General features: G+C 41.5%; 11 protein-coding genes. 2 read left to right on the forward strand and 9 right to left on the reverse strand.

Annotation, left to right across the window (positions count from 1 at the left end; genetic code table 11):
• Nucleotides 1-907 precede the first annotated feature (907 nt).
• Entirely contained in the window at nucleotides 908-3241 is a 2334-nt protein-coding gene (locus GJU40_RS06565) for a glycoside hydrolase family 3 N-terminal domain-containing protein (RefSeq protein WP_154306963.1), read from the reverse strand.
• A gap of 251 nt (nucleotides 3242-3492) precedes the next feature.
• On the opposite strand from GJU40_RS06565, the gene GJU40_RS06570 reads away from it, so the two are divergent.
• Complete coding sequence (locus GJU40_RS06570) at nucleotides 3493-4038, forward strand: GNAT family N-acetyltransferase (RefSeq protein WP_154306964.1); 546 nt, start codon at nucleotides 3493-3495, stop codon at nucleotides 4036-4038.
• Between the two features lie 71 nt (nucleotides 4039-4109).
• Here the strand turns inward: GJU40_RS06570 and GJU40_RS06575 are convergent, their stop codons facing one another.
• Entirely contained in the window at nucleotides 4110-4937 is an 828-nt protein-coding gene (locus GJU40_RS06575; RefSeq protein ID WP_154306965.1) for a TrmB family transcriptional regulator, read from the reverse strand.
• 133 nt (nucleotides 4938-5070) lie between these two features.
• Here GJU40_RS06575 and GJU40_RS06580 point away from each other — a divergent pair, with 133 nt between their 5' ends.
• Nucleotides 5071-5700 (forward strand): homoserine/threonine efflux transporter, encoded by a 630-nt coding sequence (locus GJU40_RS06580; protein WP_154306966.1) that lies wholly within the window; start codon nucleotides 5071-5073, stop codon nucleotides 5698-5700.
• Nucleotides 5701-6084: 384 nt separating this feature from the next.
• Here GJU40_RS06580 and GJU40_RS06585 read toward each other — a convergent pair whose 3' ends face one another.
• From GJU40_RS06585 to hisC, 7 genes are all read right to left on the reverse strand, one after another.
• Nucleotides 6085-6243, reverse strand: coding sequence for a hypothetical protein (locus GJU40_RS06585; RefSeq protein WP_154306967.1), 159 nt, complete (start codon nucleotides 6241-6243; stop codon nucleotides 6085-6087).
• Between the two features lie 170 nt (nucleotides 6244-6413).
• Complete coding sequence (locus GJU40_RS06590) at nucleotides 6414-7217, reverse strand: aminoglycoside phosphotransferase family protein (protein ID WP_154306968.1); 804 nt, start codon at nucleotides 7215-7217, stop codon at nucleotides 6414-6416.
• A 425-nt stretch (nucleotides 7218-7642) separates the two neighbouring features.
• Nucleotides 7643-8002 carry a hypothetical protein gene (locus GJU40_RS06595; RefSeq protein ID WP_154306969.1) on the reverse strand — a complete coding sequence of 120 codons (360 nt, stop codon included), beginning with the start codon at nucleotides 8000-8002 and terminating at the stop codon, nucleotides 7643-7645.
• 646 nt (nucleotides 8003-8648) lie between these two features.
• Nucleotides 8649-9800 (reverse strand): homogentisate 1,2-dioxygenase, encoded by a 1152-nt coding sequence (locus GJU40_RS06600; RefSeq protein WP_154306970.1) that lies wholly within the window; start codon nucleotides 9798-9800, stop codon nucleotides 8649-8651.
• Between the two features lie 14 nt (nucleotides 9801-9814).
• Nucleotides 9815-10738 (reverse strand): fumarylacetoacetate hydrolase family protein, encoded by a 924-nt coding sequence (locus GJU40_RS06605; protein ID WP_154306971.1) that lies wholly within the window; start codon nucleotides 10736-10738, stop codon nucleotides 9815-9817.
• Between the two features lie 10 nt (nucleotides 10739-10748).
• Nucleotides 10749-11357, reverse strand: coding sequence for a flavin reductase family protein (locus tag GJU40_RS06610; protein WP_154306972.1), 609 nt, complete (start codon nucleotides 11355-11357; stop codon nucleotides 10749-10751).
• Nucleotides 11357-12451 carry a histidinol-phosphate transaminase gene (hisC, locus tag GJU40_RS06615; RefSeq protein ID WP_154306973.1) on the reverse strand — a complete coding sequence of 365 codons (1095 nt, stop codon included), beginning with the start codon at nucleotides 12449-12451 and terminating at the stop codon, nucleotides 11357-11359. The genes GJU40_RS06610 and hisC overlap by 1 nt, the downstream gene beginning before the upstream one ends.
• Between the last annotated feature and the right edge of the window lie 39 nt (nucleotides 12452-12490).

A 12490-nucleotide genomic window follows, 5' to 3' on the forward strand; every position in this document is an offset into this window, starting at 1 on the left:
CAAATATAATTCTTTTGTGGCACAAGAATCAAACCAATTTTCATTCCTGGCGGTGACCAGTAGGTCATGTTTGATTCCTCCGTTTATATATAAATAGTGGCTTTCATGGCATCTTTTGAACTTCATGTGAGATTTATCTGATACACGACTAAATGTAATAGATAAACCTGGGGAGTTCCCAAGGATAAAAAAATTATTACGAGGACGGATTAATACAAGGTTATTTTAAAGAATAATAACCGGTACTCTTAGAGTATGAAATTCAATTTTCTATAACTTCATTATTAACTTCCTCCAGTACAATATATTATAGTAATCAAAACCTTCCATATATTTGGGTATTTGTTACACTATCTGGCGAATTTTCAAAGATAGTATAACAAAACACCCCTGTTTGTTATAGCATCTTGAAGATAGTAGAACAAAAAGGCTTACTTTGTTATACTATCTGGCAAAATCTCGAAGATAGTAGAACAAAACACCCCTGTTTGTTATAGCATCTGGAAAATAGTAGAACAAAAAGGCTTACTTTGTTATACTATCTGGCGAATTTCCAAAGATAGTAGAACAAAACACCCCCGTTTGTTATAGCATCTTGAAGATAGTAGAACAAAACACCCCCGTTTGTTATAGCATCTTGAAGATAGTAGAACAAAAGGGCTTACTTTGTTATACTATCTGGCGAATTTCCAAAGATAGTAGAACAAAACACCCCCGTTTGTTATAGCATCTGGAAAATAGTAGAACAAAAGGGCTTACTTTGTTATAGTATCTGGCGAATTTTCAAAGATAGTAGAACAAAACCCAACAGCTATACAATTCTTTACGCTGGAAACAAAGGCCGGAAAGGGCATTTCGTCATAATTCTCAATAAAAACAGCCCCCGATTCCGGGGGCTGCCAAAGAGTTAGTTTACGGTGAACGGAGCTTTTTGCCCTTCAACGAGTATTTCATATTGTCCTGGCATTACTTCCCTTTTGCTGTTTGAGAATACATCCCCCGGAACGACTGCCAGCTGTGATGCAGGAATTTTGAAGGTGACTGTTTTGGTTTCTCCTGCTTTCAGGCTGACTCTTTCAAAGCCGATTAGTTTTCTGTCAGGTGTCAGGATTCCGCCGGCTTTTTGGTCGGAGTAGATTTGGACAATTTCATCTCCGTCTCTTCCGCCGGTATTTTTCACATTGACAGAGACTTGAATGTTTCCGTTCTTTTTCACATTGGCGCCTACTTTCAGGCTGCTGTACTCGTATGTGGTGTAGCTGAGCCCCGCTTCGAAAGGAAACAGCGGATCGTAGCCGGAACCTGGAAGGCTGTTATAGTAAACTGGTACTTGTCCAATGTTTTTCGGCCAGGTGAAGGAAAGCTCCCCGCTTGGGTTGTAGTTGCCGAAGAGGATGTCTGCAACGGCTGTTCCTCCTTCTGCACCTGGAAGGAAAGCGGCAAGAAATGCGTCAGACTTGTTGATGGCATCTGTCATCATGACAGGCCTTCCTGTTACTCCGACAAGAATTGTTTTCTTGCCTGCAGCACCTACTGCTTTCACAAGCTCCTTCTGCGCCTGGCTTAAATCGGCCGTTGTTGTATTGCCTTCACCTTCTGCATAAGGTTTTTCAGCGACTGTCAGCACGACAACATCTGAATTTTTAGCGGCTTTCACAGCTGCATTAACTGCTTTGGTTATTTCAGCAGAATTATTTTCCTTATCAGCCGCAGGAACGCCCTCAGCGAAATTCACTTTCACATCTTTGCCGACCGCTTTTTGAATACCTTCAAGGATTGTTACGCCCGGAGGCTGCTCTTTTGGATTTGTTGCTCCCTGCCATTCAATCGTCCAGCCGCCCATTTGGTTGCTGATGCTGTTGGCTCCCGGCCCAATGACAGCGATTGACTTCAGCTGCTCTTTTTTCAGCGGAAGCAGATTGCCTTCATTTTTCAAAAGCGTCATGCTCTCTCTTGCAGATTGCAGTGCAAGCGCTGAATTGCCGTTCAAAATCAGATCATTGACTTTCTTTTCATTCACATAAGGTTTTTCGAAAAGACCCAGTTCAAATTTCAGTGTAAGAATTCTTGATACTGCTTCGTCAATGCGCTTTTGCGAAACGCCTCCTTCATTTACCAGCTCTATCAGCAATTTCGTATATTCTACCGCATCAATCGGCACCATCGACATGTCCACACCTGCATTGATACTCATGGCAATGGCTTCTTTATAATTGGCAGCTGTTTTATGCACAGTTACCAGTTTAATAATGTCTTCCCAGTCACTTACAACGACACCCTTGAAGCCAAGCTCTTTTCTCAGCAAATCAGTCAGCAGATACTTGGAAGCATGAACCGGCACTCCGTTCACAGCACCCGAGTTAATCATCATCGTTTTAACACCAGCTTTTATTTGGGCTTCAAAAGGAGGAAGAAAAACTTCACGAAGTGTTCTTGCTGACATGTCTCCAGGGGCACGGTCCATTCCATTAAACGGCTGTGAATAACCAATAAAGTGTTTACCGGTCGCAGCAACTGCATTGTTTTTCGAGATATCCTTACCTTGCTGTCCGATAACTGCCTCTTCATTCATTTCTGAAACAAGATAAGGATCTTCGCCAAATGTTTCATAATAACGGCCCCAGCGAATATCCCTGGCAACATCCCCTACCGGCGAAAAGTTCCAGTGTACACCGGTGGCTCTTACTTCTTTGGCAGTCTGTTTGTTCACTTCTTTTACAAGAGATCTGTTCCAGCTGGTGGATAATCCGATGTTATGAGGATACAATGTAGCACCGATGATATTATTATGACCATGTACAGCGTCTACTCCGTAGATAATCGGTATTTTCAGACGGCTGTTTTCAAGCGCATATTTTTGAACGGCGTTCGTTAGCTTTGCCCACTCTTCAGGGTTATTCGGCAGCGGTGAGGCGCCGCCTCCACTCAAAATACTGCCTACATGATTGTCCTTCAGAACTTTTTTCATCGTCTGCTCATTCAGCGGCCCTCTGTCCCAATCTCCGTTCCCCATCAGGACAGTAGCATTGATTTGCGTCATTTGCCCGACTTTTTCTTTAAGCGTCATTTCTTTCAGCAATGCTTTTACTCTTTTTTCGATAGATTGATTTTCTTGAAGGTAGACTGGTGCAGCTTTGGTTTTTCCATCGGCTGCCATGGCATAGTAGGAGCCTGTCCCCAACAGAAGGCTGCCTACAAGGCTGGTCACAACGGCACTTTTCATCAGCTTTTTATTACCCATGTTTTCTCCTCCTAAAATATGTAATGAAATCGCTTACAACTACATTATAAATTGTAAATAATGTGAAAATACTGTAAGTTCTAGCACTATTTTAGGGTTTTCTTCATTATTTTAAGGTAAAAAAACGGTTTATGTCAGAGTCAGGACTAAGTTCTTATGAGCTGCAGAGGCTTAAGTCACGAGAAAAAATCCACTTCTTTTCATCTTCTTTTCTGTTAAAATACATAACTATAGAAAGGGGGAAAGAAACGATGTTTTTACATAGAATTGATGAGAGCATCTCTTTAAAAGTTCTTCAGCCCCAAGATGCGCCCGAGCTGTTTCAGCTGACTGACGCTTCTAGAGCTCACTTGAAGGAGTGGCTTCCCTGGCTGGATGCAACTTCAACAGAAAAAGACACAGAAGGCTTCATCCTGTCTGCACTAAAAGGCTTTGCCGAAAACAAAAGTCTTACCACGGGGATCCTTTATCAGGGAAAGCTCGCAGGAACGGCAGGCTTTAATTCTATCAACTGGGCCAACAAAACAGCTTATATAGGCTACTGGCTGGGAACGGGATTTCAAGGCAAAGGCATCATGACAAAAACAGCTTCCGCACTCACGGAGTACGCTTTTTCGGATCTTCATTTGAATAAGGTGGAAATCCGGGCTGCTGAAGATAATGCAAAAAGCAGAGCTGTACCAGAAAGGCTGGGCTATACGCAGGAAGGCAAGCTTCGTCAGGCGGAATGGCTGTATGATCACTATGTTGACCATATTGTTTACGGAATGCTGGCTGAGGAATGGAGAAAAAAGTGATTTTTGTTGACATGTGTGCGGGAGTGGAGGTATTTGTAAGAAAATATGACCTGTTCAAACACCTGAACAGGTCATTTCATATAATGCTTTTTAAAATCAGGATGAAGAGAAAATTTTTGCCGCAAATTTTGAAGATTTTTGCCAAAACTGTTTTCTAATACGTCTCTGTGCTTTTCCATAATTTCCATTAGGTATAAATCATGAATCATCACTTCCGTAATCGGCATGACCAGACCAACATGCATGGTCCATGCTGCACGGCTGTCTTTTCCAAGGGAAACAATCCCCGCAAGCACTTCTTCATCATCGGCACTCATGACAATCCAGCGGCCGCCATATTCTTCTGTTATTTCGCTCCCCATATAATGTAGATACACATCCGCAAAATCAGAAGCTATTACACCATAGGCGATAATCGTTATGGAAACTCCTTTAGAAGCTGCTTGTCTCAAAGAAGGCTCAAGCTCGTGAAATTCCTCTTCCCATATCTCCAGCAGTATTCTGTTCTCGGCAGCTAAAATTCGGGCTCTCACTTTATCAAGAATTTCTTTGCTTCCTGTAATATTCCAGATGTTTTCACGATCCTGAGAAGAGTACTGAAAATCCTGTAAAGATTTTTCTGCCAGCTCAAAATTTTCTTCTGCCTGAATTCTCCGGTTTTTAATCAATTCTTTTGCAGGCACAGGTGTATACTGAGGCGTGTTTCCCGGACTCACCAGAATATCTCCGCGATGTGTAAGCTGATCCAGAACTTCATAAATTTTCGAACGGGGTACACCGGATTTTTTCGCCGCCGCATAGCCGGTTAAGGGAGATTCCTCTAATAACGCCAAATATGCTTTCGCTTCATACTCCGTAAAACCAAGATTTTTTAATATGTCCAGAATATTTCCTTCCATAAATCCTCCATTAGTCACTACTTTAGTAACTAATATTTTAGCAAAAAGATTGCCACAATCCAAGGGCATCTGATATAATTCCAAAAAAGTAGTTACTGATGTAGTCACTAACAGGATAGGGGTAAAAAATTTCATGGATAACTTAATCACATACATACCTATTGCAGCCATGATGGTTATTCTTCCCGGAGCCGATACGATGCTGCTGGTACGAAACACGCTCAGCTACGGCACCAAAGCAGGACGCTTCACTGTACTCGGAATGGCAGCAGGGCTTTCTTTTTGGACGCTCATTGCGATACTCGGCCTTGCAGTTGTCATCGCAAAATCCGTTGTTTTATTTACCGCCATTAAATATTTGGGCGCAGCTTATCTCATTTATCTCGGAATCAAAAGCTTCTTTTCAAAAAATGGTTTTTCCCTGAAAGACATACAGTCTCAGGCAAAAGAGCCTGTTCACTATTCCAATAAGCATAATAAAGATTCCTTCGTACAGGCACTGTTCAGCAATATTCTTAATCCGAAAACTGTTCTGGTATATATTACGATTATGCCGCAGTTCATCAGCCTGGATGGAAATGTCAATCAGCAATTGATTGTGTTAGCCTCTATTTTGACCATTCTCGCTGTCCTATGGTTCTTGCTGCTTGTTTCTATCACTGACTATGCAAGAAAGTGGATGAACAACCCTAAATTTCAGCAAGTGTTTCAAAAGTCAGCAGGCTTAATTCTTGTAGGCTTTGGCATTAAGACAGGCTTTTAAGCCGCTCTCCATCATATACTGAAAAGCACAGAGAAGCATGAAAGTAAGTAGTTCAGATAACGTCGAGAAAACTCAAAATTACAGCCTAAAAAAGTTCCCTCAACGTATATAGCAAGTGAATTAACAATAAAATTATCGCAACAGAAAAAGCTTGGGATATCCCAAGCTTAGGCTGTCGAGAAACTCTTGGCAGTCTTTTATTTTTTTCTTACACTTTTCCAATTCTCCGCGTTAATTTGGTATAATATTTGAATCAAAAACGTGTAGGTTGATGAAAAGAGAGAAATTACAAGTAATAAAAAAGCTTGTGGAAGAAACATATAGTATCTTTCTCCACAAGCTGAGTACCCATTTGGGTACTTTTTCACCACAAGGTTTATTAAACTAATTTGGGGAAAATACTTCACCAACTGCTGTCTCTAAAGCTGGAGTTAATATCAAATGTTTACCATCAATAGATGTAACAATCCTTACCTGTACCTTTTTTCTCAATAACTTCTCTATTACATTTGGGTCGGAATTGGGCTTCGGTATCTTAATCATATATTACCTCTTTGAGATCCTTATCCACGCCGATTCCCCCATCCAATTAAGCCAGTGTATATTCCGATACTTCTTCAACTAACACTCAGATAGCTAAAGTACATTTGATAAGATGATAATGAAAAAAGGAAGCGTTCAATAAGAATCCGCTTCCCTTTTTTGATATTAACTTACTTAATTAACCACTGTTTTCCGTTTTCGCAAATGAATTTTATTTCGTTTTGATAATGGTCATAATGTCCTTCATCTATCATTTTTTGAAAAGCAACATCACCTTCACTTGCTTTTCTCTTCATTGTCATACATAACCCTTCTAACCTTAGCACAACCATATTTAAATAATCTTCTTCTATACCCTTAACACCGTAGGATTCAAAAAACAATTTAACTCTTTCCATAATACCTTGTGCATCACGTTCTGAATCATAATAAACTGCTTCACCTGTTTCGGTATGATAAAGCCTGCTCAAAGGGACACAAGTATAAAGAGTATAAGCTATGTCCCAAAGTCTAGGACCAGGACCTGCAAGGTCAAAATCAATAATACCTACTGGTTTATTATTGTTAAAAATTATATTGTAAATAGCAAAATCATTGTGACAAATAACTTCCTTGTTATTTGGAGTATTGTCGATTGGATTCCACTCACCTGATATTGGAAAATCACACACAGCTTCATGATAGTTACGAAGTAGTTTTGCTATTTCTTGTAATGCTTCATTAGACCACATATATTCTTTCAAAGGATAATTACCAGCTTCTCCGTCAATAAATGATAATTTCTCTCTACCTTTTTCATCAATTCCTAAAAACCTAGGTGAGTTTTCGAATCCTTTGTTCTCTAAATGTTTTAATAACTCGTGAATTTTCTGACTGTCTGACTTTAATTCTCGCCGAACAGTATCTCCCATGCGAAATACGCTTGAGACATTTCCCCCTGTTAACTTTTCTTCATTTTCATATTGACTTTTCATTAGTAGTTTCCCCCTAATTAGGGACACTACTAATGTCGATAGAGAGATGTATTTTTGCCCATAATAAAAAACAGATATACGAAGGTATCTGCTTGGCTATGGGAATAATATTACACACCAAGTGTCCCTTGAATGATTTTAGATAGACAAATAAACGCATCCTAGGACCTAGGACCGTGATTGCCTCTATCCAATTAATTAATCATTTAAAGGTTGTTCCACATGTGTAACTAGATTCCCCTTTCTTTACATCTCTTTAATAGAATTTACCAAATATCACTAATTATGTAAAGGTTATAAATACACTAAGAAGAGCCAATTTTTGTTGCTCAGTATGAGTAGTAATTTGTACTAAGAGTGGTGGACCCATTCTCACTCCTTATTAAAGGAATGCACCCTTTAGCTTAGTTAAGCTATTTTATTAATTAATTTGCTTTAAGTATGTTTAAATGCTTGGTTGAAGAAATTAAATCTATTTTTTTATTTCCTTTTGTGTATATAACGGAAGCACCTTCCCTTTCTCCCTTTTTCCATCCATTGATTTTAAGCACTAATTCATATCCAAAAGGTATGCCTTTATCCTCTGATGCAGCTGACCAATCATAACTTTTTCCTATTTCATTTTCCTGAATTAATTCAGCATACCGTGGGACAGGAAAGTTAAATAAATCTTCTGATGGTAGATATAGAGCTAGCAAAATGAAATAATAAATAACTCCTCCTAACAAGGGCATAGCTAAGGCTATTGTCCACCCAATCATTTTCTTCCTTACCTGATTTGCCATATGAACCTCCTGTTAAACGACCTGTTATTTATTTATTCTTCCTGCCTTTTTGAAATTCATCTTTCAAAAAAACTGCCCTGTTAGTTGAAGAAGATACTTCAATTGGTAAAATCTGATAATTTAATCCTATCATAAGTGGTGTTTCTTTGGTACTTGTTCTTATTATCTTGGGAATTTTATCAATTATTGGGGGGTTGTTCTACTATCTTTGAAAATCCGACAGATACTATAACAAAGTGTGCCCTTTTGTTCTACTATCTTCTAGATGCTATAACAAACTGAGGGGTTTTGTTCTACTATCTTCGAAAATCCGCGAGATACTATAATAAAGTGAGCCCTTTTGTTCTACTATCTTCCAGATACTATAACAAACTGGGGGGTTTTGTTCTACTATCTTTGAAAATCCGCGAGATAGTATAACAAAGTGTGCCCTTTTGTTCTACTATCTTCAAGATACTATAACAAACCGGCACGTTTTGCTCTACCATCTCCAAAAACTCCACAACATCCCACACCAGAGTCTACACAAAAAAACACCCTCACTCAAGCATCTGCCCGCAGCAAAGGTGTTTTCCAGAGTTCCCGTACCCTTCAGCAATTCCCAAAAATGTCCGCAGGTTCCCCTGCGTTCCGCCGCCCTACAATCCTACTTTTCCAGCCAAGTGTACATATAGCCTTTGTCTTCTATTTCTTCTCCACTACTTACGATGTTCAGCGGGCGGAATGTGTCTATCATAACGGCAAGTTCCAGCGTTTCTTTTTTTCCGATGCTTCCTTCTGTTTTACCTGGGTGGGGGCCATGGGGAATGCCGCTTGGGTGCAGGGTAATGGAACCTTCTTTTACTCCTTTTCTGCTCATAAAGTTTCCTTTTACATAATAGAGCAGTTCATCGCTGTTTACATTGCTGTGATAGTAAGGCGCCGGAATTGCTTCCGGATGATAATCATACAGCCGCGGCACAAATGAGCAGACCACAAAATTATGTCCTTCAAAGGTCTGATGGACAGGAGGCGGCTGGTGGATGCGGCCGGTAATGGGTTCAAAGTCTTCAATGTTGAACACCCATGGATACAAATAGCCGTCCCAGCCTTCCACATCCAAAGGATGGTGAGCAAGGACATGCCGATGAAGCTGACCCCTTGATTTTGTGATTACTTCGAATTCACCTTTTTCGGTGTAAGTTTCCAGCTTTTCAGGGCCGCGGATATCCCGCTCGCAAAAAGGGCTGTGCTCGAGCAGCTGACCGTATTCGTTTCGGTAGCGTTTCGGTGTTGTGATTTGGCTGAAGGCTTCTAGAAATAGTACAGAGGTTTTTTCCTCCGGCAGCAGTTGATAAATCGTGCCAATGGGAATCACCACATAGTCGCCGGGCCTGTATGTAAGCGTGCCAAACATCGTTCTTATTTTTCCGGATCCATGGTGAATGAACAGCATTTCATCACCATCGCCGTTGCGGTAGTACTGTTCCATCGCTTTGCTGACATTGATAAATCCGATATAAAGATCAGCGTTGCCGAGCAGATATTCTCTTCCCCCTATTGCATCTCCGTTTTTTTCGATAGAATCTGTATAAAAATGGCGATGGGACAGTGCTCCCTGCTTTTCAAATTGAGGGGTATACCCACCAATCAATTCGCTTTTGCTAACCTCGGTCGGCATATGATGATGGTAGAGAATTGATTGTGTACCAGAGAATCCTTTCGTTCCCATCACCTGCTCCCTGAAAAGAGAATCATCTTCTTTTTTAAATATGGTGTGGCGCTTTTTTGGTATTCTTCCAAGCTGGCGGTAGTACATTTTTTCACCATCCTTTATTCTTCAGCAATGATATTCTTCAGTTTTCCTAGTCCTTCGATTTCGATTTCCACAGTATCTCCAGGCTCCAGCCAGCGGTGAATGTCAGTTCCAAGCTCCAAAATGCAGCCTGTACCGACAGTGCCTGAGCCCAGTATTTCTCCCGGATACAGCGTAGTTCCTGCAGAGGCCCTTTCAATCATTTCCCCGAAAGAATAGTATAGATCCTTGACGTTGCCGAAAGATAAGGTCACCCCGTTCACGCTTGCTTTCATCATCAGATTATATCCCTTGCCGGATCGAAAAGGTTCCAGCTCATCTGCCGTCACAATCGCAGGGCCGAATGAAGTGGCAAAGTCCTTTCCTTTTGCAGGTCCCAGTCCCACTTGCATTTCTTCTCTTTGCAAATCTCTTGCGCTCCAGTCATTCATGACCGTAAATCCGAAAATGTACTCCTCTGCATTCTCCGCTAGCACATTTCTCCCCTTTTTGCCGATTACACAGGCGATTTCCAGTTCATAATCGAGCTCCCTGCACGCTTTCGGCCTAAAAATTTGGTCACCCGGCCCATGCACGGCAAGAGAATTTGTAAAGTAAAAGACCGGCATGCTATACCATTCTTTCACCATGCTGAGCCCCCTGTTTTGCCGGGCTGTTTTTACATGCTGCTCAAAGGCATAGAAATCTCTGATACTGCGCGGATTGGGCAGAGGTGCAAGAAGCTGGACCTCATTAAGAGGATAGTGCCCGCTCCCCTCCCCGGCACCTTGAAAAAACGTTTTCAAATAGTGCTGGTAGTGTTCATAATTGTCCAGGAGTGCCAGCATATTGTCCGGGAGTGCTCCATTAGAAACCTGATGCATATCGACAGCCATGCCGGATTGAGACAGCCAGCCTGCTTTCTTTTCCCCATTTTGCTGCTTAAAGGTTATCAGCTTCATGTGTTTCCACCTAATTTCTCTGCAAATCAAATGTGTTTTTTACAGGCAGCGTGTAAGAAGCTCCGGCGAGTCTGCCGACCGGATTCAGCTTTTCTGTAGAAATTCTGCCGTTTTCATAGAGCTCATCATTCACATGTACATGGACAACTCTGCCGATGACCAGGCTGCCGCTGCCTGCATGATCTCCGTAGGAAAGAATCTGGTCCAACTCGCATTCCAGATGAACCATCGATTCCTTCACCCTGCATGCTGATACAGCACAGGCGCTTTCCTTTGTGAGCCCGGATTGTTCAAATTCATCGACATCTGAGGGAAATTCACCAGCGCATTCATTCATTTGCAGGACAATGCTTTCACTCACTATGTTAATGACAAACTGTTTTGTCGCTTCAATATTTACCAGGGTATCTTTTTTTTCACCGTCAGATCCTCTAATCATAGGAGAAAAGCAAACCATCATGGGATCTGCAGAAATGGCTGTAAAAAAACTGAACGGCGCCAAATTGTCCCGCCCCTCTTCATCCCTGCTTGATACAAAGGCAATCGGCCTCGGCAGAATGGAGCCGACCAATAGCTTATATGCATCCTTCCAGGCAAGATTGTCCGGTTTTATCTCCATTACTTCACGCTCCGATTCTGAAAATGCACATTCAGTACGTTTATCAAATATTCATGATCTTCCCTTGTGCCCAGCGTAATCCTGAAAGCTTCCTCATAGCCTCTCAAGCTAAACTGCCTAACCAATATTCCCTTGGATGCGAGCAGGTCAATAACGGGAGACTGGGAAAAGGCAAACAAAAAATTTGTTTCTGAAGGAAAGCATTTTATACCAAATTGCTGCAGCCTTTCCTGAAGGTAATCTCTTTCCACCTTGTTTTTCTGCCTGCAAGAGGAAACAAACTCCACATCAGCTAGTGCTGCAGCTGCTGCGGTTTGGGCCATGCTGTTCACATTGAATACATCTCTCACTTTGTGAAGCTGTGCTGCTATCTCTTCAGAGAGCATGGCATAGCCGCAACGCAGTCCTGCAAGGCCGTATATTTTGGAAAATGTCCTGAGAATAACAAGATTGCTGAAAGCAGAAAGAAGCTGCTGTGATTCCAAATATCTTTCTGAAGAGGCATATTCATAATAGGCTTCATCCAGTACAATCAAAACATGGGTGGGAACCTGCTCAATAAAAGCAGATAGATCTTCCTTGCTGACAATCGTGCCTGTCGGGTTATTAGGATTGCAGATAAACACCATTTTTGTATGCTTCGTAATGGCGGAGAGCATATACTTCAAATCATGTTTCCCTTCCGTTAATGGCACCTCAACCGCTGTTCCGCCTTCTATAAGTACATTCGTTTTATATCTGGGAAAAGTCAGATCTGCCATCACAGCTTCATCATGTTTGTAAATATAGGCACGGACCAGCAGGCGAATCAGCTCTTCAGATCCGTTGCTAATCAAAAAATGTTCCTGCCCAAGTTTGTAATGTTCGCTGAGCCGCTCTCTTAGCAGGCTGGCGGAACTATCAGGGTACAGGTGGATGAAAGGACTTTCCCGTAACAAAGCTTCCCCGGCTTTCGGTGATGCTCCATACACATTTTCGTTATCTGACATTTTTCTAAACTGTGGTATTCCATACTTTCTTTGAAGCTCCTGCAGTGATTGGCCAAGCTGATAAGGCTGTATTTGTTTCAAAATGGTCCGTGCACCTATGCTCATGGAGAACCCCCTTTCAAAGATTGATCATCATTTGACAGC

The organism is Metabacillus lacus (assembly GCF_009674805.1).
Taxonomy (GTDB): Bacteria; Bacillota; Bacilli; order Bacillales; family Bacillaceae; genus Metabacillus_C; species Metabacillus_C lacus.